This window comes from Streptococcus sp. HMSC072G04 (assembly GCF_001813295.1).
Classification (GTDB): domain Bacteria; phylum Bacillota; class Bacilli; order Lactobacillales; family Streptococcaceae; genus Streptococcus.
In genome coordinates this window covers 368,464-390,221 of record NZ_KV812016.1, presented here as the reverse complement: position 1 = coordinate 390,221, position 21,758 = coordinate 368,464, and the positions used below count along the sequence as shown (strand labels likewise).

Here is a 21,758-nt window from a genome sequence, read left to right as displayed (position 1 = left end):
TTTTCTGTCTAACTTTTGGGGTGCAGTTCAAAAACACCTTGTCTTTTTTTAAATACTAACAATGGGACTTTTTTCATAATTTAGCACCTTTTTAGTAACCTGTTCAAGATACGGATGTATAGTCCAGATAAAGACAATACAAATTAGATTACGTCTATCTATTTACTTACCTTTTATTTGCTTTAATTCCTTTATCTCTTTTAGAATACTAAAAATATATAAACTAAATAGAATTACACCTAAGGAAAGTCTCGAAAGAGGAATTTCTATTCAATTAGAAAATCCCTCTTCGTCATAAATTTATGTCCCCTGCCGGAATCGAACCAGCAACTACTCCTTAGGAGGGAGTTGTTATATCCATTGAACTAAGGGGACCGATAAAAAAAGAAGCGAGATCACTCCCGCCTCCTTGTTCGTCTTAACGACGGATTTCTTTAATACGAGCTGCTTTACCTTGCAATGCACGAAGGTAGTACAATTTCGCACGACGTACTTTACCGTAACGTACAACTTCAATCTTTTCTACACGTGGAGTGTGTACTGGGAATGTACGTTCAACACCGACACCGTTAGAGATTTTACGAACAGTGTACATTTCAGTGTGTCCTTGACCTTTACGAGCGATAACAACGCCTTCAAAGATCTGGATACGTTCACGAGATCCTTCGACAACTTTCGCGTGTACACGAACAGTGTCACCAGGACGGAATGCAGGGATATCAGTACGAAGTTGACCTTCAGTCAAGCTTTGGATTAATGGATTCATTTTATTCTCCTATCTTCGTCAATCTTGAGGGACCTCCCTCAGCGGATAAACTGTATTTTTGTGCTTCCATTACGCACAGAAACTATCATATCAGATAATCTCAGGTTTGTAAAGCTCTTTTCTCTACTTTTTCGCAACTTTTTGACCGGAATAAATGCTCCACTCTTTTGGTAGGCAATAGGCGATGGCGCAAGCAATAACAAAGAAAGGAAGATTGGCATAGCCAAAGACTTCTCCTCCGATCAAGATCGGTGCGAGCAAGGTCGTCGTCGCACTGCCAAAGACACTGGCATAACCGATAGCGGCCACGACTAAGACGGGTAACCCTAGCATAGGAGCAAGGAAGACTCCAAGCGTAGCTCCGATCGCAAAGAGCGGTGTCACTTCTCCCCCTTGGTATCCAGCAGAGATGGTCACCACGGTAAAGAGGAGCTTCAAGATCCAGTCATAACTCTGCGCTCTACCCTGATGAAAAGCCACATCAATCAGATTGGTTCCAAGTCCACTATAAGTGCCGACCTTGGTCAGCTGGAGGGTCAAGAGGACCAAACTAAGTCCAGCCCCTATAAGGGCAATCCGGATATAGGGATTAGGTAAGGCTTGAGCAACTGTTTTCTTCAACCAGGAAAGGCTAACAGCAAAGAGTTTCCCAGCGAGGCCAAAAGCCAGGCCAAGAAGGGCAACTTTGATCAAGGTCTCTGGTGTCCAGCTCAGCGTTTCTCTAAGTGGCACAGCAAATTTCTCTAAGCCAAGGGCATGAGAGGTAAAGCTAGCCATGATCGAAGCGATAAGGGCAGGATAGAGAGCCATCAACTGCAACTCCCCAACTGTCAAGACTTCAAGGGCAAAGAAGGTTGCTGCCAGTGGCGTCTGAAAGAGCCCCGCAAAACCAGCTGCCATCCCGGTCATAAGAAAAATACGCGAAGCATCTGGAATCTTGATATGACGGGCAAAACGATGCGAAAGGGTCGCTCCGATCTGGACCGCTACGCCTTCCCGACCGACCGAACCACCAAAGAGATGGCTCATCCAGGTCGTCAGCATAATCAAAGGCACCAAGACCAAGGGGATTTTCTCCTCACGTGCGTGTCCAACATCAAAGATGAGGCCCATCCCTTTTGAAGCCTTGCCACCAAAACGTTTATAAAGATAAACGATGACAAGCCCCGCTAAGGCTAGAAAAACAATCAAAGGCCAGTGCTGGCTTCGGAAATCCCCGATCAGAAGAAGACCTTGACCAAAAATCATATCAATGGCACCAACCAAGAGACCAATGAAAAGCGCCATCCCTGTTAGGACCACATACTGTTGTGCTTTTTTCTTGATAGATAGACTAGTCACGCGCCCTCACCTCCTCTTGGAAGTCTCTCGAGCGCTTCATCATATCTTGAAACTGAGCTTGAATGGTCGCACGATACTGCTCCTCCGTCACGAGAGAGCCGACTTTCTCAAGCACCTCTCTTTCCCTTCCTTGATCGAGCACAGGTAAACCCTGCTGCTCCTTATATTCTACAATCTGACCGACACAGACCATCCGTCTTTCCAGCAAGGCTACAAGCTCTTGATCGATTTGGTCAATGTCCTTACGAATCTGATCTAAATCCATGTGTCTCCTCTTTATTTTGGATATAAATCGAGGCTGTAATCCATCGATCCAGTCTCTTTGTCATTAATTTGCTTTTGCTACAAGTTCTTCTGCAAAGGCTTCTAATTTTTCAATGTCTTCGTCTTCTGCAGACAAATCAACTTTGACACACTCAGAACCTTTTTCAGCACCAGTCGCAGCGAAGCAACGGTCGAAATCATCAACTGCTTTACAGAATTCATCGTAGAAGGTATCACCTGATCCTACCACACCGTAAAGTTTGCCTTTGAGATCAAGGCCAGCCAAATCTTCGTAGAAATCTTGGATCTCATCTGGAAGCTCTCCATCGCCGTATGTATAGGTCGCTACCACTGCGATATCCGCATCAAGGAAGTCCTCCGCATCCACAGTTGTACACTCATCCACATCTACTTCGACACCAAGATCACGGAATTTGTCCGCTACAATATCCGCAATTTCTTCAGTATTTCCAGTCATACTAGCAAAAACAATCTTCGCTACAGTCATAATTTCCTCCCAAAAGCTATTTCCCGTATTATACCACTTTTTCAAGCATTTTGCACGAAACCTTTCCCGATAAGCTGAAAGAAGGGACACGTTTCAAGAATTTGGACCGATTCAACCTAATCGCCCTCGTTTTCTTCTTGAATTGCTTTAATAGTTTTAATTTCTTCATCCAGCTTTTTATCAAAATCAGACTTATTTTTGAAGGGATACGAATAGGTGCGCCAAGTATACCATTTTAGCCCTTCCTTATCTTTATAATACCACTCAATTTTAGTAGGCAGAAACTCTTTGTTGTAGGAAATTCGAACCTTAGAAAATTGACGATTTTTCTTCAAATAAATCGTTTCAAATTCCGGAGGATATTCCTCTTTCATTAATTTATCATCCACAAATCTTTTCGGTGAACTAGTAATTTGATAGCTGGATTTCTTAATTTCATCAGTAGTAATTTTCTTACATAATAGAACCGATGATAATTCGTTATTTACTGCAGATTTGTAATACTGATTACGATCCCAGTCCGTTTTATAACCACCATAAACTGTATCATCTTTCACTGCGGTCTCATCATTATAGTAATATTCCTTTTTCTCAAGGTCCAACCCAACCTCAAAATGGTCTTCGGTAGAATCTCCCATTTTGATCATAACAAATTGCTTTTTCTTTAAAACATTCAATGCCGGTTGATTGTTACTACAACTACTTAGGAATACTGCAATAAGCATTACGATCAACACTACCACAATTGTTTTTGGAAATTCTAACCATCGTTTTCTTTTAGTTGATTGTTTCATTTCTTTCATCATATTCATCCATTCTAACAAAATATCTAACCAATGTAAAACCGCTTCCATAGCTCCTAATTAGTGATAAATGCTTGCTGGATGGGCCTTTCTTATGTTAAAATTGACAGAGAAAATGAGGTAATGTATGAACGTAATGAATGAAATTCTTGAAAAAATTCAAGCTTATGACACGATTATTATCCACCGTCATCAGAATCCGGATCCGGATGCGATTGGTAGCCAGGTGGGCTTGCGGGATCTCCTGCGTGCGCACTTCCCTCAAAAGCGGGTCTTGGCAACTGGCTATGACGAGCCGACCTTGACTTGGCTTGCTGAGATGGATACTGTCAGCGATGAGGATTATGATGGAGCTTTGGTGATTGTCTGTGACACGGCCAATACTCCCCGCATCGATGACAAGCGCTATACGAATGGTGATTTCCTGATCAAGATCGACCACCACCCAAATGACGATGCTTATGGCGATCTGCTCTGGGTCGATACTGAGTCTAGCTCTACCAGTGAGTTAATTGCACTTTTTGCTAAGGAATTGGATCTTGAACTTCCAGTTAGTGCTGCGCGTCTTCTCTATGCTGGGATTGTCGGCGATACAGGTCGCTTCCTTTATCCTGCTACTTCGACTCGGACCTTTGAGATCGCTGCAACTCTTCGAAGCATTCCCTTTGATTTTACAGCACTTGCTCGGCAGATGGATACGATCAACCTTAAGACAGCTAAGCTTCAAGGCTATGTCTATGACCATCTTGAGATCGATGAACATGGCGCTGCGCGTGTGACCTTGACACAAGAACTCTTAAAGAAATTCGATCTACGTGATTCAGAGACTGCTGCAATTGTTGGGGCACCTGGGCGCATTGATACCGTGTCTGTTTGGGCTATCTTTGTCGAGCAGGCCGACGGTCACTTCCGTGTCCGGATGCGTAGCAAACGAAAAGTGATCAACGAAATTGCCAAACGTCATAATGGTGGTGGCCATCCACTTGCGAGTGGAGCCAACTCCTACTCTCTTGAGGAAAACGACGAAATCTACAAAGAGCTACAAGAAGTGGCTCGCAAAAACGAAGGCTGAGAACGGATCCTCAGCCTTTTTATCTTGGTCACGGGGTTTTCATTTGATCTTTCTTATGGTAAAATAAAGCTAATAAATTTTAAGGAGACTTATTATGGAAAAAAATCGTTTGTTTATCATTATCTCTGCTGCGGTAGCGATTCTTAGCTCTTTCTTGCCATGGGCAAGCCTTAATTCTGGTGCCTTTGGTTCATACAGCTGGAATGGCCTTCGCGGAGATGGATGGTTCGTTATTATCTTCGCAGTCGTTGCGATTGTCCTTGCTTGCTTGAACGATGTGAAATCTTCACTACCAAAAAGTTTTGCAATTGGTGTTATCGTAGCAGGAGCTCTCTCAACTATCGTAACATTGATCGATCTATTTGGTGTAAACAAATATGCTGTTGACTTCAATGGTTATGGCGTTTCAATTGGCTTTGGTTTGATCCTTGCTTTAATCGCATCAATCGCTATTGTTGTAACTGGTCTCTTGGCGATGTCAGGTGGTAAAATCACTAAAGGAACATTCGAAGAACTTGCTGAATCTGGTAAAGGATTTGCCCAATCTGTTGGACGCGTGACAACTTCTACTGTAAAAACTGCTGTAAATGAAATCAAAAAAGAAACACACGAACACACTGAGGGACAAGCTGATCAACCAGTTGAAGCACCAAAAGATCCAAATCAATCTGAACAATAATAAGATTTGATTCACCTTGGCTTAGCCAGGGTGATTTTTTTGATCATTAATTTAAATAAAATTAGTGAAAATACTTGTCAAGATCCTGGAAATTTGGTAAACTAGCTTAGTAACAATCTATGGCTCGGAAAGAGACCATGGCAGAAAGGAAATATTGCAAAATGAAAAAAGATATCCATCCAGAATATCGCCCTGTTGTCTTCATGGACACTACTACTGGTTACAAGTTCCTCAGCGGTTCAACTAAGTACTCTAGCGAAACAGTTGAATTTGAAGGTGAAACTTACCCATTGATCCGTGTTGAAATTTCATCAGACTCACACCCATTCTACACTGGACGTCAAAAGTTCACTCAAGCAGATGGACGTGTGGATCGTTTCAACAAAAAATACGGTCTCAAATAAGAACCAACACAGAACCACTTCCCTTTCGGGAGTGGTTTTTTTGATATCTGTTTCTTTTATTGTGAACGCACAAAATAAGAGGTTAGGATGTTGATCCTGACCTCTTTTTTCATCTTAATGGAACTGCATTCCACCATCCACGATAATGGTTTGTCCTGTGATGTAGTTTGAATCTGGTCCAGCAAGGAAGCTGACCGCTGCTGCTACATCTTCTGGTTCTGAAAGACGTTTCAAAGTGATATCTTTAGCGAATGTTTGCATACCCCATTCGTCGTCTTTGCCTGCGTTCTTCCCAACTTCATGAGCAATGTCAAACATCATTGGAGTCTTCACGATACCTGGTGCATAAGCATTGACAGTAATTCCTGAATCCGCCAAGTCACGCGCCAAAGTCTGTGTGATACCACGAACTGCAAATTTAGTACCACCATAAACAGTCAAGTTAGGGTTACCTACAACACCTGCTTGTGAAGTTGCATTGATGATTTTTCCGCCATGGCCAAGCGCTTTGAATTGAGCTTGTGCAGCTTGAGCACCCCAAATCACGCCACCAACGTTAATAGCAAATGTACGTGTAAATTGTTCTTCTGTAATCGTATCAAGTGGTGTAGTTGGCGCAACACCTGCATTGTTCACGACAACATTCAAATCTCCAAAATGGTCAACAACCTTTTGGAAAGCTGCAGCTACTTCTTCTTTTTTAGACACATCAGCTACGACTGCAAAAGCATTTTCTGCGGACAACTCAGCAACTGCTTTTTCAGCTGTTTCAGCATTGTAGTCCAATACTCCAACCTTAAAGCCATCTTGCACCAAGCGTTTTGCGATTGCAAAACCGATTCCTTGACCAGCACCTGTGACAATAGCTACTTTAGACATATGATTCCTCCTTGGTATCAACGATACCAGCAAACGTTCATATAGAACAGCAAGGGTTGACAACTAGTTTTGATGGGGTCTATCATAAATTCCCGACAAAACTATGCTAACAGTATACTCTTTTGTGAAAAATATTTCAATCTCTAGCCTATTTTTTCAAAAAAATAGTTTATTTATATGATATTTTTATTAAGTGATAAATGAACTGGAACGTGAAATAGAATAAAGTTTTTAGCCAAAACGGTTAACTGTTCTATTCTGTAAAAGCTACATAAAAAGAGTGTGGGACAAAAGTCCTAGCCTCTCAATTATTTTTGGATTGTCGAGCAAGACGCAGTGGTTGAGTGGGCTCTACTACGCTGATTTCATCAGCTTTTACAGCCCTACTCAACTGTGCGGAGGTGGGACGACGAAATCGAATTCTAACGAATTACCGATTTCTGTCCCACTCTCTCTCATAAACTATTCGTTTGATGGGTCCCTTTAGTCATCGGACTCCGCAAATACTTGAGTGGCTTTGACTGCTTTCTTCCACCCCTTGTACAGCTCTTCCTTTCGGGATTCATTCATCTTGGGTTCAAAGATTTGGGCTGCTCCATGAAGAGATTTTAATTCTTCCAAGTCCTTCCAATAGCCTACGGTCAGACCTGCTAGGAAGGCTGCTCCTAAAGCCGTTGTTTCCAAGTTTTTCGCGCGAGCAATCGAAATTCCAAGAATATCTGCCTGAAACTGCATTAAATAATCATTTTTCGCTGCTCCTCCGTCTACTTTTAGAACAGGGATAGGAGTTTTGGCATCTACCTGCATGGTGTCGATGATATCGCGTACTTGATAGGCAATGGATTGAAGGGTTGCCTTGATAAAGTCTTCCTTGGTCGTTCCCCGGGTAAGTCCAAAGACAGAACCACGCGCCTCTTGATTCCAGTATGGTGCTCCAAGACCCGTAAAGGCAGGGACCACATAGATTTCATCCTGGTTCTGGGACTTCAAAGCATAGACCTCAGATTCAGGAGAACTGTCAATCATACGCAAGCCATCGCGGAGCCATTGAATGGCACTTCCAGCGATAAAGATAGATCCTTCAAGGGCATAGTAGACCTTGCCATTAATCCCATATCCAATCGTCGTCAGCAAGTTATTCTCTGATAACTGCATCTCCTCACCCGTATTCATAATGATGAAGGACCCAGTTCCATAAGTATTTTTGACCATACCAGGTTCAAAGGCCAATTGACCAAAGAGAGCAGCTTGCTGGTCTCCTGCCATCCCTGCAATCGGTACTTGTCCACCGTAGAAATGGAAAGGAGCTGTCTTGCCATAAATTTCAGAGTTTGAACGCACTTCAGGAAGCATTACCTTAGGAATGTTGAGGATTTCCAAAATTTCTTCGTCCCATTTCAGTTCCTTGATATTGTAGAGCATAGTACGGGCTGCATTGGAATAGTCTGTCACGTGGGCAGCTCCATCCGTCAGCTTCCAGACCAACCAAGTATCAATGGTTCCAAAAAGTAATTCGCCCTTCTCCGCACGCTCTTGCGCCCCATCAACATGGTCCAAAATCCAACGAACTTTAGTCGCTGAAAAGTAGGCATCGATAACTAGACCTGTCTTTTGATGGAAGGTTTCTACATAGCCTTGGTTTTTAAGTTCCTCAGCCATTGGGGCAGTTTGACGAGATTGCCAGACAATGGCATTGTAAATAGGAAGCCCCGTGTTCTTATCCCAAACAACTGTCGTTTCCCGTTGATTGGTAATGCCGATCGCCTCGATTTGATTGGGCTTGATGCCACTTTCGATAAAGACCTCAGCAATCACCGACTGAACCGAGTTCCAAATCTCATTGGCATTGTGCTCCACCCAACCAGCCTGCGGAAAAATCTGAGTGAATTCCTTTTGACTAGAGCTAACTTGCTCGCCTTTTTTATTAAAAATGATAGCCCGCGAACTAGTGGTTCCCTGGTCAATCGCCATAATGAAAGTTTCTTGAGACATAAACTGCCCTCCTGAATTCGATACTTAAAAATCTTGTTCTTTCATAAACTAGTATACTCTATTTCATCATGGATTTGTATCCATTTTTTTAAGAAAATCCGGTCTAACATTTTCTACTGCTTCTAGCTCTATCAGACAAAGTTAAAAGAGCCCTGAGACTCTTTTAACTAGTAGTTCAAATGCTTATCAAGATTTGCTTTGATCTAACCGATTTAAAAACTCCATGGTCGGACTGTCTTGGTAAAGTTCTTTTAGAGGAATGTTCTGATAGACCGCTATTTCGTCCGCAGTCACACCATAACGAATCAATAGATCATAAATACGATTTAAATCATGCCGTAATTCATCCGTTATGAGGACATTATCGCTGGTTTCTTTTGTTTTCCAATAATAAGATGGCAGAACTTCCTTGGTTTCAATTAAAATAGTTTGCAACAAAGTCCCACCATGGCTGTCATTCTGAGAGATATCAGCCCCAAGTTCCAACATTTTCTCAAAAACCTTGAAAGACTGGTCAGCTTTTTCCTTAGACGAATACATCTCATATTGGCCATTCCAACGTTTGATCATGCGCCTGCAGTCAAATACAGCTCGTCCACCCGCTGTTTGGAGGACTGGTTGACAAAATGGATTCAGCTCTGTCGGCTCTTCAATAAAGTTAAGATCTGCCCCTCTATCAATGAGTAAGTCTGCAATATCTAAATGTCCCGATTTGATAGCGACTTGAAGGAGCGACTGTCCCTGATCTCTTTTAGGTTTGTCACCCGAAACAGCATTGACTTCTTCAGGCTTTTTATCCAATATCTGACGGACGGCCTCTAGATCTCCTCTTCGCAACAACTGAAAGGTTTTTTGCATGTTTTTCCCCCTCTCTCATTATAGATAAGAATGACACTGTGTTGATACTTTGATCCTATCTCTAGGTTCTTCGTTAAACTGATTATAGCATTTTATGGACTTTACATTGAATTCCTAAAGGGTAAAGATGACAGACTCCCACCGAAAGAGGTACAACTCTATTTTTATGATTTTCGTATAGCCACTAGCCAAGAGGTTACTAGGATTTCGAAACTAACCAAAAGGATAATCTGAGTGAGTGAGCTCTGTACCAGCATGAGGACAGCTAGACTATCGATCAGCATATGAGCGAGGATACAAGGGACAGCTCCTTTCGAGTACTCCTTGAGCGCTCCAAATAGGAAGGTATTCCCTAAAATCATCAGGTAAAAGATGAGATAGTTGGACGAACCTGCTGTAATCCATGGGAGTTGATAGATAGGAATATGCCAGAGGAACCAGACAATGGAAAGAACCATCATTTTAGGTATAAAGTGATTACGAAAGGAAAGATGATCTTGTAAAAACCAACGCCAGCCTACTTCTTCCAGACCTCCATATAAAAAGGTCCAGGGGAAATAAATGAAGAAGGCCAAGAGGGAGTTCCCAGTAAAGCGAACGTTCATAAGCAGGATGGAAATCCCATAATAGATGACGGGGATGAAGAAAGCTAGGATCCAAGATAGGGAACTTTCTTTTTGAAGAAAGACCTTTTTGAAAAATTCACCCAAGGAGTTGACTTCCCTCAACACCAGAGAAAAGACAGCCGCCACAATCAGGGGAATCAAGTTCATTAGGATAAACAGTAGTGAGGTCCCCATACTCCTCCCATCTGGGAAAAACCAAAGGATCACTTGCCCTACTAGAAATGTAGCAAGGAGGGCAGTCAGTGCATACCAAATAGCGACTGATTGTTTTGAAATAAATTTGCTCATTTTTCCTCCTTTACAGTTACATACTTCTTTTTTGCAATCATAATTGCTAAACTAATAATAAGAATTTTACTGACTAGAGATAGCCATACCTCTTCATTCACTAGAATCTGAGACAAGGAATTGATACAGGCATGGGTCATGACACAGAGCCATAAATTTTGCGTTTTATGATACAAGGCCGATAAGATAAAGCAGTTAGTTAGCAGACCTACTAGAAACGGAAACAAATGAATGACAGCTAAAGAACCGTCGATATAAAAGTATAGTAGATGCCAACTAGACCAAGCTAAAAAGGTGATCAAAGTAGCTGAAAAATAAGGTATTTTTTCCTGCAAAGTTGGTTGAAAGAAATAACGCCAGCCAATTTCTTCAATCCCACCGAAAAGAAGAGCCTTAAAAAAGAGTACTACTGGCAAGACCAACGATTGAGTGGTGATCTTACCACCTAAGATAAATGGGAAAAAGTCAAGCAACAAGAAAAAGAGCACTAAACAATAATTTGCCAAACTGTCTTTGACTTGAAAAAAATCTTTTAGAACTTGTTTGAAACTAGATTGATGGTAACTAATGCTTGCAAGACTGCCCCACAAAGCTGATGACAAGCCACCTAAAACAACAGCGATCATCCCCATTGGTGATGTAAAATCAACCTTGACTCCTCCTGCTCTTAAAAACCACACCAGAAGGCTGACTCCTAATACTTGACCAAAGGTCCCTATCAAATACATGGATAGGGCTTGCTTTCTACTCATTCGCGATTCCTTTTTCTTTCAATTAATTTCCAGCGCTATCTACCTTAAACCCATACTTGCCTGCATTTCGTTTGAGCTTCTCAACCAGAGCTTCATTCCGCTTACTTTTTCCAAAAAAGAAGGGAATAGTCTTTCCGTTTCTAAGCTCGATATAGAAAGCATAGCGAGCCCCGCCACCAGATCGTCCACGAAAAATTGCATAGGTGATTTGCTTGATCTCTTTCAGCGGGATCCTGCGACGACTGAAACACAGAGCGACATGGATATAGAAGATTCCATAGCTAATATGGAAAGGAGCAAAGAAGGGACCTCCACTACGTCTCACAATTGCCCTTCTTCTCAGGAAAAGGAGAACAGTGAAAACGAGCAAGAAAATGAGCACATATAGAATCGGAGCATACTCCATTATCTTTCTAAATTCTAACACGCTGTCTTTCATCCTCTACTTCATCTCAACCCATTTTTCATTATCCATGATAAAGGGCTTAGCCAGACCTTCGCCTGTGTAGTCTTGGTACTTGGTCTCCAAGTATTTGTAGACATCTTCCTTGGTCGTAAACTTGATGGCTTGATAGGGTTCTTCAAAGGTCAGCTTTTCGACAAAGAGATAGCCGTCCTTTGCAGGAACTAAAACGCCGACATGGCCGACAAAAAGGGTATTTCCATCCAGGTTATCATGAACGATAACAGAAAGCATGCGCGCATTTTCATTGAACTTGAAGTGAGAAAAATACTCTTCCATCTTCTTGGCATGGACCTTGACATCCGTTGTCGCCTCTGTCGGAACCCGTGAATACAGAATGTTAAAGGCTTCCTTGTCTGCCTCACCGAAGATCTTCCCTTTGTCAATCGCATCATTGTCCACAAATAAAAGTTCACTATCCGCTTTCATCTTAGGAATCTCGATGCGATTCTTCAGAAGAGTATAACTATTGATCCGGCAGTTGGTCCCGACGAAATCGCCCTTTTTCTTGGTCCACAAGTCACTGATCTTCTCAACATTGTAGTCTGTTTTCTTGAAGGTGCTGAAGTCACCCGTTAAGCCGACCGAGCCGACAATGCTATCGTAGTCCGTTACTAGACCCAGAAACTTGTCTACACTTTCCCGATCCAAATAAGCAGACAAGAGAGCCCGCACTTCTTCGACACTCGCCTTGCTGTTGAGGTTGCTGTAGCTTCCCTTGTAGCGCTCCTTATCTGAACTAGATTTCTGTACAGTGGAACTTGCCTGCTTTTCCTTGTATTGCTTTTGGTTGCTACTACAAGCCGCTAAAGCAAAGATCGCCAAGGCACAGCTAGTAAGGAGCATGAATTTTTTAGATGGTTTCATAAACTGGTTCCTTCTCTATTGATTAAAATGTTTGTTCTATAAATTTTTCATATCGATAATCCTTTTCCTCTATTATAGTTTAAAACTAGCTTTGCTCCAACTATTTTTTACGAAATGAGAAAAGTTTATAAGTAACAAAAAAGAGCTGGCAGACTGTCCAGCTCTTTAATATGTTACAAAAATCAAAATTAAAATTATTGTTTAATTCAACCAATCTATTTTTGCATGTTCTATTGCGTACTCCGCTTCTTCTTGAGTAAATCTTCTATATTCAACAAGTTTTTGTAATAACCTTTCTTTCGTAATCTTGCCACTGTTCGCATAAAATTCCGCTTTTTTCACAGCTTCCTCTTTCCAATCGAAATGACCTTGTTCTATGGCATAATCAGCCTCTTCTTGAGTAAATTTTTCAATATTTATAAGTTGCTCAACCAATTTTTCTTTTGAATAATGAAACTCTTGATAATATTTTGCTTTTAAAAGTGCTTGCTCTTTCCAGTCTACATTAAGCTTATTTAAAGCGTACTGAGTAGCATCCTCTGAATACCTGTCATACTTGGTAAGATAAATTTTAATTTGCTGCTGCGATAAATGCTTTTTTGACCAAGATTTAGCTTTTTCATATGCATATGTATAATCTGGATCTAGTAAAGTTGGAGGAAATAGTCCTTTCATAAACATATTCATTAATGATTTTAAATCTTCCTTATTTTTTCTATCACTTGAAGAAGAGTATTCTTGTTTTGATGATTCGAAAACATCCTTATTTCCATCACTTGAGGTAGAGTATTTTTCTACAGGATAAGTTTCTTTTAACCATGAATAACTCGAATGATTATGAGCTTCTTCATAAGCTTTAATATATCCATTATACATAATAGCGAACATTCCTATCAACAATACAAAAATCGAAAAAATAAATATAACAAATTTTTTCATCATGACTACCTTTACTTGTTTTTCTTCAATGGAATCTTTCATCCCTCTGGAACTGCTTTCATTAGCATTATATCATGAAATATTGTTGATTTTTATTTATTAGTGTAAAAGTCTCTATGCTAGTAAATAAAAAAGTGACTGCATTTCAACTGCAATCACTCATTCAATTGTGTGATAAAAAAATAACAAAGTATTATATAAGATTATTTAATCTTGTGTTTGTTCATCTTTTCTTCAAAGATGACCGTCATAATCTTACGGAGCTCTTCTCCTTCTTTTTCAGGAAGGTCCCCTTGACGTTTCGCCACGGCATAGAGTTCAGGGTATTGCTTGGCTACACGCTCAACTGTCTTGGTCGTCGCATGCCCCCTGACAAAGAAAGGAATACGTTTGATCCATTCTTGCGGGACAAGAGCAAGTAATTTCTTCGCCGCTTCCTTATCAGAAATCTCAGCCGTACTCAATCCTTGCTTGATTTGTTCTTGTTCTTTTTCTGTAAAATCTTTCAATTCCATAGTAAACTCCTCATTTGTTTATCTAAGGACACATTATACACCTATATAGGGAAAAGTACAATTAAAGGAACCGAAAAATAGAGCAAGGGCATGTCTTCCCTCACTCTATCTCTTAATCGTTAAATCTTATGAAGTATATTGATTTCCGATTTACTGTGGAGCATCTGCTTTTTGTTTTAAGTAATAGTTACTTGCGTCCGTTAGTTTTTTATAATAACGATCGTAACTCTTACTAAATTGTCTAATCAGCGGAATAGCGACCTCATAGTAGTGATGGTCCATCAAAAATGTTTTCAGTTGATCTTGAATAATTTTCATTGGACTTGTTTTGTAATCATCACTGTTCAAATAGCGATCATAAATAGAAATTGTGTCCTTATTTTCATTATGCCACTTTTCATAACTTTCTACCGCAGCTATCTTAGCTTCATTAACCTCTTTTAAGGTCTTCATATTAAAACTAGAACTCAGTTCATCAACATAATCCTGTTCTTCTCTGCTTAACTCAAAGGTTGGAAGGCTATCTAAATATTGAATATATTTCTTAAATGCCGCTTCTCCATCTTTTGACAAGGGCTCTTGTAAAAAAGGTTGATAGGCAGCAAATAAGCATTGACCTAAGTATCCTGGAAATGCTCTTTCGAGTCTCTTATAAATGGAGTCCTCAGCTTCGATGATCGCAAGTTTTTCATTGATCATATCCGTGTCTGCACCTTTGATATAGAGATCGAACACTACTTTCCGTTTCTCATCACTTTCTAGTTCTTGCTCTTTTCTTCTGAGAATACTAGATGGAGTAGCCCCATCTGTCTTCAGACAGTCCTTTATTTCTGTTATGGTTAGCCCTAATTTTTTAAACAAGGCAATCTTATTCAGAATCTCTACATCCTTTTCCGAATATTCCCTATACCCATTTTCTAGTCTTCGAGGATGAATAAAACCTTTTTCTTCATAGTATTCTAGTGCTTTTCGAGTTAAACCTGTTATTTTTTGAATATCATTTCTTAACATGATCTTGCACCCCCTTTATCTATATGATACTCCTGTCCCCAAGGGGCATGTCAACCTTCACCTTATAAACAGAAGACGATCATTTTTCTAATCACTTTCATCTCCTATTATAACAAGGTTCCACGAATAAAGCAGTCATAAAAAAGAAAAACAGCCAACCATACGGTTGACTGCTTAAAAAAATAAATTAAATCTTTAGAAGAATTAGTATTAAAATTTACTTTAAATCGTATTTCCAGTCTTCTCCATCTTGGTAGTAGAAAAATTCAGAAAGGTCTTCTTCAAGGAAAATACGAAGCATATCCTCCATATCTAAGGAGAGGTCTAGTTTTGGCAATTCTTTCAGGGCCTCCCACCAGACTTCCCCCTCTTCAGAGGATATTAATTCTCCGTCAAACTTTTCTGTCTTATAAAAGAGAACTACATAACGAATGCCTTCTTTTACCCAATCTTTCATTCCACAAATCTGGGGAGAAACTATCCTTAAGCCAGTTTCTTCCTTCACTTCACGGATCACTGATTCAGTAAATGACTCTCCCACTTCGACATGACCTCCAGGAAATGTAATGCCTGGCCAGTCCTCTTTTTTACGATGAATAACAAGAACTCTATCGCCATCTCTTACCATACAAAGATTCGTAAATTCAACGTTTTCATTCATATAGACACTTCCCAACTATGTGTATTTTTTCTTTGAGGACTGAATAGACAATCTCTATCCTAGGCACCTTTTTGCTGAACTTGCGTATGGGCTAGCAGGTCACCTAGATGCCTCTTATCTTTTCTAAACATTGTCATTGCCAGTAGCAAAACTGCGAGGAGAGTCGCCGAAATAGAGAGGCTAATGGATAACACATCAAAATTACTATAGACACCATGAATCGTGCCCATATGACCTATTTGCCAAGGTAAAAATTTAATCGTGTTTCTAATCAAGCTAGCTTGCACTGTTTTTTTCTGATAGACCAGTTCAAATCCCGCTTTTATCTTCCCAAAACTTCCATTTTTTGCATAATCCAAGAATGTGAAAAGGATCGTAATCGGCAAAACAGAGGTGAAAAATGCAATCCACTGCGACTGAATTTCTGTAAACTCTGGGATACCATTAAAAAAAATAATGTAAAAAAGCATAGAACCAAAAAACAGAAGTGCTAAATAAGCTAGTATGAAAAGATAATCAAATAGTAATTCAATCATTCTTTTTTTAAACGAAATAGGATTAATTGCTAACATCTTCATCACCATCTCCTCCTTTATCATTTGCTACTATTATACTATACTGACAACCATAAACCAACCATTTATAAAACGGAAAGAGAGTGGGACAGAAATCGGTAATTCGTTAGAATTCGATTTCGTCGTCCCACCTCCGAACAGTTGAGTAGGGCTGTAAAAACTGATGAAATCAGCGTAGTAGAGCCCACTCAACCACTGCGTCTTGATCGACAATCCAAAAATAATAAAGAGGCTAGGACTTTTGTCCCAGCCTCTTCTTTCTGCTAATTTTCTCTATAAATAACAAAGCCATTTGGCTGAATGGTCAATCGATCATCGGAAATGCTTCCAAGACTGATCAGATCTGCCTGTCCGCTTTCTATGACAAAGTCTGTCTTTGAGTGGTTAAAGTAGGCTTTGAGAATGTGACCTTCATGCTGCCATTCTACTGCCACCACATCCGGCTTTACTTCTTCCAAGCTAATCTTGCCATGCTGAATCATGCCGGCTACTTCTTTTCGTAGCTGGATCAAGTCCTTCATAAAGTTCAGCATATCATTGTCCGCTGACACGCGCTCCCAAGGCATGACACGACGGCAATCTGGGTCTGGTCCACCGATGAGGGCTAGCTCCGTTCCATAATAGATACATGGCGTTCCCCGTTGCAGATAGAGGAAGGCGAGAGCAGACTTGACGGACGGAAGATCACCTTTGGCCGTCGTCAGGATCCGCTCTGTATCATGCGAGTCCAAGAGATTGAACATGACCTCAGAGATCTGCTGCCTGTAGTACATAGACTGGCTATTGATCTCCCAAATGAAGCGTTGCGTCTCCTTATGCCCCCGCAGGAAATAATCCTTGATACTCTCCGAGAGAGGATAGTTCATCACCGCATGGAACTCATCACCATTGAGCCAAGGTTGTGACGAATGCCAGATTTCCCCGAGGATATAGAGGTCTGGTTTCTTGGCCAAGACCGACTTACGGAAATCTCGCCAAAATTGATGATCGATTTCATTGGCCACGTCCAGTCGCCAAGCATCAATATCAAACTCTTCAATCCAGTATGTCGCAACCTTCAAGAGATAGTCCTTCACCTCTGGATTAGCTGTATTGAGCTTAGGCATATAGCCCGCAAAGGCAAAAGCATGATAGGTTAGGTCACGATTGTTCCAAAGATTATCTGTCTCAACCGGGAAATCCTTGATGTGGAACCAGTCCTTGTAAATCGAATCCTCCCCGTGTTTGAGCACATCCTGCCATTGGGGTGAATCATAGCCAATATGGTTGAAGACGGCATCCAGCATGATCTTCATCCCACGCGCATGGGCCTCTTTCACTAGCTGGCGGAAGGTCTCCTTATCTCCAAAATGACGATCGATTTCATAATAGTCAATGGTATCGTACTTGTGATTGCTCGGAGATTCAAAAATCGGGCAAAGATAGAGCCCTGTAATCCCTAACTCCTGCAAGTAATTCAAATGATCGATGATTCCTTGTAAATCTCCACCAAAGAAATCCAATATTTGCGGAGCAATAGAAGCATCCCAAGGGCGAACGCCTTCTGGAGAAAGGGCTGGATTCCCATTGGCAAAGCGTTCTGGGAAGATTTGGTACCAAACCGTCTGCGCTACCCAATCTGGAACAGCACAACCATCAATCTCATGGATAAAAGGAAGCTTAAATCCGTTCATGACGAAGTCAATGTTCTCCTTGTTATAGGAAGCCACACCCCGGTCTCCATATAAGATCTTCTCTCCCGCTGTATCCTCTAATTCAAAGAGGTACTGGATCCGGGCATGACCAACAGATACCGACACTTGCCAATAATCAAAGAGATCGTCGGTCGTCACCTTGTCCATTTCCTTAGTTGCCTCATAAAGATCCTCTATAAAAATAAAAGGATCCCCATAGTGCAAGACAATCCGTTTGACATCCTCTTTCTTAGTCCGGATGCGAATGTGAAGCTGGCCGTCCTTATAAAGATAGGCGTACTCCGATTCAGGCCGGTGGTAAATCGCTGTTAATTCCATCTGTCTCGTCTCCTACTTTCCTTTCTTTTCATCATTTACCAATTTATGCAAACGATTACACAAAACTCATTCTAGTATACAACTTTAGAAAAAGCTTTGCAAGATCTTGTGAGAGATAATTTTAGACTACTAACTTTTTAAGATTGTAATGCACACAAAAAGCCCACCATTTGGGGGCTTTCTAATCATCTAAATGACTGATCCTTATTCCTTACTTGTATGTCGCTTCCCAAGACTTAGCGCTTGCTCTTCTGACATCTGAACTACCTTAGAAAAATTGGTATTGCGAGGCATACTGTCCAAAGAATACCAATAAACATCGGCACTTCCATTTCTAGCCACATAAACCACTGGAGCCAGTTGACGAGTTGGCTGTGTAGGCTGGACAGGTTGAACTGGCTGTGCAGGCACTGCTGGCTGACTCGGTTGAGGGGCTTGACTTGGTTGCGTCTCTACAGAAGGACTGGCTGGTTGTGGTTGACTACTTGGTTCCGTCGGCACCAAGGATGGAGTCGCGGTCCCCTTCAGATAGTCAATGGTCGCATTCTTGGAATAATTATCCAAGGTAACGGTGGTGATCCCATAAGCATCTACTGACTCTTTGGGGCTACTTAAATTGATTGGTAGAAGGTTGCCATCTCGATCAATTCCTACATATTGCAAGGTCACCTGCCGAGGAATCAATTCATCCCCCGTATAGACAGGCGTCACCTTATAATCCAGCCAATAATTGGGGTGGGTGGCCAGCCAGCTATCGAGCCTTTTCTCGTAGTAAAGCATACCTTCCACATTGCTATCTGCTGTCCCTTTATAATTCCCCGTATTGGTCCAAGCAGTTAGAGGAACCAGATTTTTCCCTTCATTGGTCAGTCCACTAAATTGATAGCCAATCAGATGCCCTCTATGGAACAGCCAGGCCTTCTTTCCTTTGTTTCCATAAGCAATCTTATAATTGTGCCAGCCAACCGGATTATAGTTGAGACGTGGTTCTCTTTTTTTCTTTGGCTCATCCTTGTCCCGCAACTGAATATGAGCTGAGGTCGCACGACCTAAATGATCAAAATCTCCCAGTACGAGCTGCTTACTGCCATTAAAAGGCAGTAGATGAAGACTCTGGTAATCGAGGCCCGTTTGCTGGGCTTGAACCCCTTGTACAAAAGCCAAGGAAATAAAAACCGAGACCATCGCAACAATAACATTTTTCAAAAAGCGTTTTGTAACCATGATTGAAACTCCCACATTTCTATCTAGTGATATTATAGCAGAAAAAAGCGGTTACAGAACAAATAATTTTTTAGAACCTATTTTATGCTATTTTTATTACTACCAGACTATCGGGGATTTCAAAATATTATTTTTAATTCTATTATTTGAATGTATGGTAAAATAACTAAAATAATGCTAAAAATCAACGTAAAAACGATAAATGCCACGCAAAGTAGCAAAAATAATGAGAATGCAACCTCTACTTGCTTGTGCTGTAATCATCGTTTATTCTATACTAAAATCAGTCATATTGCTACTTTATGACAAATTACATCATAGAATATAGAGGAGGTCATACAACATGACATTTGCTGAAAAATTAAAATCCATACGTAAACAAGTAGGGATGTCACAAGAACTTTTAGCTGAAAAAATCGGTGTATCAAGACAAGCTGTAACAAAGTGGGAAACTGGTGCTGGTATTCCAGATATCGAAAATATGATATCCATCTCAAACCTATTTAACATCTCTATCGATGAGCTAATCTGTAATGAAAGAACTAGTCTTAAGACAAGCGAATATCTTTTTGAGAGTATCACAGAGTATGATATCGATAAGATCAAGAGCTATGATATGAAATTTGGAGGCGCAGAAAAGTTTGTATTGTCCGGATACAAGGGAGAAAAGATTAGAGTTCGTCTGGTATCCAATCTTCTTTCTACACTTCAAAATGATTTTAAAGTAAAAATTGATGATAGTAGAAAAAGAATTGACCTAGATGTAAAACGTTACAATGGCGTAACAGAGGCAACGGCTAAAGAAACGGTCAGTATCTTTGTGCAAATCCCAACTCGCTATATTAGTCACATTGAATGCGCGGTTCGTGCAGAGTCTGTAGAAATTCACTCCCTAGGATGTGACAATATCGAACTAGACGTTAAGACATCTCGTATTACTCTAGAAGATATTTCAGGTAAAGTAAAAATAAATTGTAATCTTGATATGGAAGTATTATGTCATTCATTAAACGGTGAAATTGACATTAACCAGATTTCAGCAACATCCAGAATTCGTATTCCTGAAAATAGCCTATTTACTGCTGTTGCTAAAGGGATTGGAACAAGCATTTATTATGAAAAAAATGGGCAAAAAACTGAACCATTCGATTCACCCGATGCAGATAATATAATTGAATTGAATGGTATTAAGAGTGAACTAGTTATCTATACAGCTGAAGAAAGAGGGTAACTAAATGAATGTAAATTATTTAAAAAGATACATCATCAGTTCTTATATACTTGTTTGGGCACTCATTATTTTTGTAGCAGCTCCTGCAAGTTTAATATTTAAGGTTCCACCTGTTATCATGTGGATTGTACGAAATATCGTCGCATGGTCTCCATCATACCTTCTTTTATTTGGATGGAAGTATTTCAGGACTGATGAGAAAAGAATAACTTTCCTTAAGCGGTGTTTCTCTGCTAAAGTGTCGTTACTCCCACTTCTATCTTCATTTGGTCTTACATTTGGGCTCAGTATTTTATCACTCTTCCTCTACTCACTTATGACCCAAAAAACAATGTTCTCCTACATCAATCTAGGAACCGTATCATTGCCACTAAGTATTTTCTTATCATTTACATCAGGTCCGACTGGAGAAGAATTAGGGTGGCGTGGTTATATGAGAGAAGAATTTAATAAAAAATATCATTTTTTAAAATCCTCTATTTACCAAGGCCTAGTCTGGTGTTTCTGGCATACACTTCTGTGGGTTGTAGATTCAAAATTTACGGACTGGCGGGCCGTTCCTTATATTATTGCTAATATAGTTGTGATTACATCTATTACTATTTGTATGAATATTATTTTGGAAAAATATAATAATCTGATTTATTCTATTTTCATGCATTTTGGCTTTAATATCGTTTATGTATTTTTGGATGCTGATATCGGTTTTTTTATCATTTTGACCTTGCTATATCTACTCATCACACCGATTGCAATTCATATACGAAATAAAACTGTGGAGAGATTATAGTGGGAAAATCCCTCCATTAACCGTACAAAATTTCGACTTCGAAGGTCCTCCTACAACTGTTTGTTTAACTTGTTTCAAACATGAATCAGAGTGATAGATTGTAAAATCATATAAAAAGAACACCAACAAAAATCATCTGTTGGTGTTCTCTTCATATTTAGATTTCGGAAAAAACTCTTGTCCATGTATCAGTGGCTACCCTTTATCTCTATTTTTCATGAACATTGTTTTATAAACA

At 40.3% G+C, this 21,758-nt stretch carries 24 protein-coding genes and 1 tRNA gene; 5 read left to right on the top strand and 20 right to left on the bottom strand.

The annotated features are described in order from the left end of the window. Positions 1-303 precede the first annotated feature (303 nt). The 6 genes from HMPREF2904_RS04585 to HMPREF2904_RS11725 form a co-directional block, all read right to left on the bottom strand. A tRNA-Arg gene (locus HMPREF2904_RS04585) sits at positions 304-375 on the bottom strand. Between the two features lie 43 nt (positions 376-418). Beyond that, complete coding sequence (gene rplS, locus HMPREF2904_RS04580) at positions 419-766, bottom strand: 50S ribosomal protein L19 (RefSeq protein ID WP_003003254.1); 348 nt, start codon at positions 764-766, stop codon at positions 419-421. Positions 767-889: 123 nt separating this feature from the next. Then, a complete protein-coding gene (locus HMPREF2904_RS04575) occupies positions 890-2,053 on the bottom strand; it encodes a chloride channel protein (protein ID WP_204372655.1) in 1,164 nt (387 codons plus the stop codon). A 46-nt stretch (positions 2,054-2,099) separates the two neighbouring features. Next, complete coding sequence (locus HMPREF2904_RS04570) at positions 2,100-2,372, bottom strand: chorismate mutase (RefSeq protein ID WP_003012298.1); 273 nt, start codon at positions 2,370-2,372, stop codon at positions 2,100-2,102. A 63-nt stretch (positions 2,373-2,435) separates the two neighbouring features. After that, positions 2,436-2,879, bottom strand: coding sequence for a flavodoxin (locus HMPREF2904_RS04565; RefSeq protein WP_003007049.1), 444 nt, complete (start codon positions 2,877-2,879; stop codon positions 2,436-2,438). A 116-nt stretch (positions 2,880-2,995) separates the two neighbouring features. Next, complete coding sequence (locus HMPREF2904_RS11725; protein ID WP_256263232.1) at positions 2,996-3,733, bottom strand: hypothetical protein; 738 nt, start codon at positions 3,731-3,733, stop codon at positions 2,996-2,998. 76 nt (positions 3,734-3,809) lie between these two features. Here HMPREF2904_RS11725 and HMPREF2904_RS04555 point away from each other — a divergent pair, with 76 nt between their 5' ends. From HMPREF2904_RS04555 to HMPREF2904_RS04545, 3 genes are all read left to right on the top strand, one after another. Then, entirely contained in the window at positions 3,810-4,754 is a 945-nt protein-coding gene (locus HMPREF2904_RS04555) for a DHH family phosphoesterase (protein ID WP_049491165.1), read from the top strand. Between the two features lie 94 nt (positions 4,755-4,848). Then, on the top strand, positions 4,849-5,433 hold the full coding sequence (locus tag HMPREF2904_RS04550) for a DUF5336 domain-containing protein (RefSeq protein WP_070660425.1): 585 nt from the start codon (positions 4,849-4,851) through the stop codon (positions 5,431-5,433). Between the two features lie 161 nt (positions 5,434-5,594). Continuing rightward, positions 5,595-5,837, top strand: a complete 243-nt coding sequence (locus HMPREF2904_RS04545) for a type B 50S ribosomal protein L31 (protein ID WP_003016441.1) — start codon at positions 5,595-5,597, stop codon at positions 5,835-5,837. A gap of 114 nt (positions 5,838-5,951) precedes the next feature. Here HMPREF2904_RS04545 and HMPREF2904_RS04540 read toward each other — a convergent pair whose 3' ends face one another. The 14 genes from HMPREF2904_RS04540 to HMPREF2904_RS04475 form a co-directional block, all read right to left on the bottom strand. Further along, positions 5,952-6,716, bottom strand: a complete 765-nt coding sequence (locus HMPREF2904_RS04540) for a (S)-acetoin forming diacetyl reductase (protein ID WP_049472783.1) — start codon at positions 6,714-6,716, stop codon at positions 5,952-5,954. Between the two features lie 483 nt (positions 6,717-7,199). Further along, complete coding sequence (gene glpK / locus HMPREF2904_RS04535) at positions 7,200-8,708, bottom strand: glycerol kinase GlpK (protein ID WP_070660422.1); 1,509 nt, start codon at positions 8,706-8,708, stop codon at positions 7,200-7,202. 186 nt (positions 8,709-8,894) lie between these two features. Next, positions 8,895-9,566 carry an ankyrin repeat domain-containing protein gene (locus tag HMPREF2904_RS04530; protein WP_070660419.1) on the bottom strand — a complete coding sequence of 224 codons (672 nt, stop codon included), beginning with the start codon at positions 9,564-9,566 and terminating at the stop codon, positions 8,895-8,897. A gap of 164 nt (positions 9,567-9,730) precedes the next feature. Next, complete coding sequence (locus tag HMPREF2904_RS04525) at positions 9,731-10,480, bottom strand: CPBP family intramembrane glutamic endopeptidase (protein ID WP_070660416.1); 750 nt, start codon at positions 10,478-10,480, stop codon at positions 9,731-9,733. Further along, the gene (locus HMPREF2904_RS04520) at positions 10,477-11,232 is read right to left on the bottom strand and encodes a CPBP family intramembrane glutamic endopeptidase (RefSeq protein ID WP_070660413.1); all 756 of its coding nucleotides are present in this window, start codon (positions 11,230-11,232) and stop codon (positions 10,477-10,479) included. Before HMPREF2904_RS04520 ends, HMPREF2904_RS04525 begins: the two co-directional genes overlap by 4 nt. Before the next feature lie 22 nt (positions 11,233-11,254). Next, positions 11,255-11,671, bottom strand: coding sequence for a hypothetical protein (locus HMPREF2904_RS04515; RefSeq protein ID WP_070660410.1), 417 nt, complete (start codon positions 11,669-11,671; stop codon positions 11,255-11,257). Between the two features lie 3 nt (positions 11,672-11,674). After that, on the bottom strand, positions 11,675-12,562 hold the full coding sequence (locus HMPREF2904_RS04510) for a DUF4300 family protein (protein WP_070660407.1): 888 nt from the start codon (positions 12,560-12,562) through the stop codon (positions 11,675-11,677). A 201-nt stretch (positions 12,563-12,763) separates the two neighbouring features. Continuing rightward, a complete protein-coding gene (locus HMPREF2904_RS04505) occupies positions 12,764-13,543 on the bottom strand; it encodes an Ltp family lipoprotein (RefSeq protein ID WP_256263231.1) in 780 nt (259 codons plus the stop codon). A gap of 161 nt (positions 13,544-13,704) precedes the next feature. Beyond that, on the bottom strand, positions 13,705-14,016 hold the full coding sequence (locus tag HMPREF2904_RS04500; RefSeq protein WP_070660404.1) for a hypothetical protein: 312 nt from the start codon (positions 14,014-14,016) through the stop codon (positions 13,705-13,707). Positions 14,017-14,166: 150 nt separating this feature from the next. Next, positions 14,167-15,027, bottom strand: coding sequence for a MerR family transcriptional regulator (locus HMPREF2904_RS04495; protein WP_070586122.1), 861 nt, complete (start codon positions 15,025-15,027; stop codon positions 14,167-14,169). Between the two features lie 217 nt (positions 15,028-15,244). After that, positions 15,245-15,688 carry an 8-oxo-dGTP diphosphatase gene (locus HMPREF2904_RS04490; protein WP_061455503.1) on the bottom strand — a complete coding sequence of 148 codons (444 nt, stop codon included), beginning with the start codon at positions 15,686-15,688 and terminating at the stop codon, positions 15,245-15,247. Between the two features lie 59 nt (positions 15,689-15,747). Then, positions 15,748-16,266: an RDD family protein gene (locus HMPREF2904_RS04485; protein ID WP_371106508.1), complete on the bottom strand. Its 519-nt coding sequence runs from the start codon at positions 16,264-16,266 to the stop codon at positions 15,748-15,750. Between the two features lie 260 nt (positions 16,267-16,526). Continuing rightward, positions 16,527-18,275, bottom strand: coding sequence for a glycoside hydrolase family 13 protein (locus HMPREF2904_RS04480; protein WP_070660401.1), 1,749 nt, complete (start codon positions 18,273-18,275; stop codon positions 16,527-16,529). Between the two features lie 204 nt (positions 18,276-18,479). Then, positions 18,480-19,499 carry a DNA/RNA non-specific endonuclease gene (locus HMPREF2904_RS04475; protein ID WP_061455500.1) on the bottom strand — a complete coding sequence of 340 codons (1,020 nt, stop codon included), beginning with the start codon at positions 19,497-19,499 and terminating at the stop codon, positions 18,480-18,482. A 343-nt stretch (positions 19,500-19,842) separates the two neighbouring features. Here HMPREF2904_RS04475 and HMPREF2904_RS04470 point away from each other — a divergent pair, with 343 nt between their 5' ends. Together HMPREF2904_RS04470 and HMPREF2904_RS04465 are read left to right on the top strand one after the other, a co-directional pair. Further along, complete coding sequence (locus HMPREF2904_RS04470) at positions 19,843-20,730, top strand: helix-turn-helix domain-containing protein (protein ID WP_070586119.1); 888 nt, start codon at positions 19,843-19,845, stop codon at positions 20,728-20,730. Between the two features lie 4 nt (positions 20,731-20,734). After that, entirely contained in the window at positions 20,735-21,520 is a 786-nt protein-coding gene (locus HMPREF2904_RS04465) for a CPBP family intramembrane glutamic endopeptidase (RefSeq protein WP_070660398.1), read from the top strand. Positions 21,521-21,758: the final 238 nt, after the last annotated feature.

Excerpts from the sequence above, each read along its gene's own strand:
- rplS (WP_003003254.1), bottom strand. The coding sequence starts at position 766 with ATGAATCCATTAATCCAAAGCTTGACTGAAGGTCAACTTCGTACTGAT.
- HMPREF2904_RS04480 (WP_070660401.1), bottom strand. The coding sequence starts at position 18,275 with ATGGAATTAACAGCGATTTACCACCGGCCTGAATCGGAGTACGCCTAT.
- HMPREF2904_RS04565 (WP_003007049.1), bottom strand. The coding sequence starts at position 2,879 with ATGACTGTAGCGAAGATTGTTTTTGCTAGTATGACTGGAAATACTGAA.
- HMPREF2904_RS04465 (WP_070660398.1), top strand. The coding sequence starts at position 20,735 with ATGAATGTAAATTATTTAAAAAGATACATCATCAGTTCTTATATACTT.
- HMPREF2904_RS04545 (WP_003016441.1), top strand. The coding sequence starts at position 5,595 with ATGAAAAAAGATATCCATCCAGAATATCGCCCTGTTGTCTTCATGGAC.
- HMPREF2904_RS04530 (WP_070660419.1), bottom strand. The coding sequence starts at position 9,566 with ATGCAAAAAACCTTTCAGTTGTTGCGAAGAGGAGATCTAGAGGCCGTC.
- HMPREF2904_RS04470 (WP_070586119.1), top strand. The coding sequence starts at position 19,843 with ATGACATTTGCTGAAAAATTAAAATCCATACGTAAACAAGTAGGGATG.
- HMPREF2904_RS04540 (WP_049472783.1), bottom strand. The coding sequence starts at position 6,716 with ATGTCTAAAGTAGCTATTGTCACAGGTGCTGGTCAAGGAATCGGTTTT.
- HMPREF2904_RS04515 (WP_070660410.1), bottom strand. The coding sequence starts at position 11,671 with ATGAAAGACAGCGTGTTAGAATTTAGAAAGATAATGGAGTATGCTCCG.
- HMPREF2904_RS04500 (WP_070660404.1), bottom strand. The coding sequence starts at position 14,016 with ATGGAATTGAAAGATTTTACAGAAAAAGAACAAGAACAAATCAAGCAA.
- HMPREF2904_RS04525 (WP_070660416.1), bottom strand. The coding sequence starts at position 10,480 with ATGAGCAAATTTATTTCAAAACAATCAGTCGCTATTTGGTATGCACTG.
- HMPREF2904_RS04510 (WP_070660407.1), bottom strand. The coding sequence starts at position 12,562 with ATGAAACCATCTAAAAAATTCATGCTCCTTACTAGCTGTGCCTTGGCG.
- HMPREF2904_RS04475 (WP_061455500.1), bottom strand. The coding sequence starts at position 19,499 with ATGGTTACAAAACGCTTTTTGAAAAATGTTATTGTTGCGATGGTCTCG.
- HMPREF2904_RS04495 (WP_070586122.1), bottom strand. The coding sequence starts at position 15,027 with ATGTTAAGAAATGATATTCAAAAAATAACAGGTTTAACTCGAAAAGCA.
- HMPREF2904_RS04505 (WP_256263231.1), bottom strand. The coding sequence starts at position 13,543 with ATGAAAGATTCCATTGAAGAAAAACAAGTAAAGGTAGTCATGATGAAA.
- HMPREF2904_RS04485 (WP_371106508.1), bottom strand. The coding sequence starts at position 16,266 with ATGAAGATGTTAGCAATTAATCCTATTTCGTTTAAAAAAAGAATGATT.
- HMPREF2904_RS04490 (WP_061455503.1), bottom strand. The coding sequence starts at position 15,688 with ATGAATGAAAACGTTGAATTTACGAATCTTTGTATGGTAAGAGATGGC.
- HMPREF2904_RS04550 (WP_070660425.1), top strand. The coding sequence starts at position 4,849 with ATGGAAAAAAATCGTTTGTTTATCATTATCTCTGCTGCGGTAGCGATT.
- HMPREF2904_RS04575 (WP_204372655.1), bottom strand. The coding sequence starts at position 2,053 with ATGGCGCTTTTCATTGGTCTCTTGGTTGGTGCCATTGATATGATTTTT.
- HMPREF2904_RS04555 (WP_049491165.1), top strand. The coding sequence starts at position 3,810 with ATGAACGTAATGAATGAAATTCTTGAAAAAATTCAAGCTTATGACACG.
- HMPREF2904_RS11725 (WP_256263232.1), bottom strand. The coding sequence starts at position 3,733 with ATGGAAGCGGTTTTACATTGGTTAGATATTTTGTTAGAATGGATGAAT.
- glpK (WP_070660422.1), bottom strand. The coding sequence starts at position 8,708 with ATGTCTCAAGAAACTTTCATTATGGCGATTGACCAGGGAACCACTAGT.
- HMPREF2904_RS04570 (WP_003012298.1), bottom strand. The coding sequence starts at position 2,372 with ATGGATTTAGATCAGATTCGTAAGGACATTGACCAAATCGATCAAGAG.
- HMPREF2904_RS04520 (WP_070660413.1), bottom strand. The coding sequence starts at position 11,232 with ATGAGTAGAAAGCAAGCCCTATCCATGTATTTGATAGGGACCTTTGGT.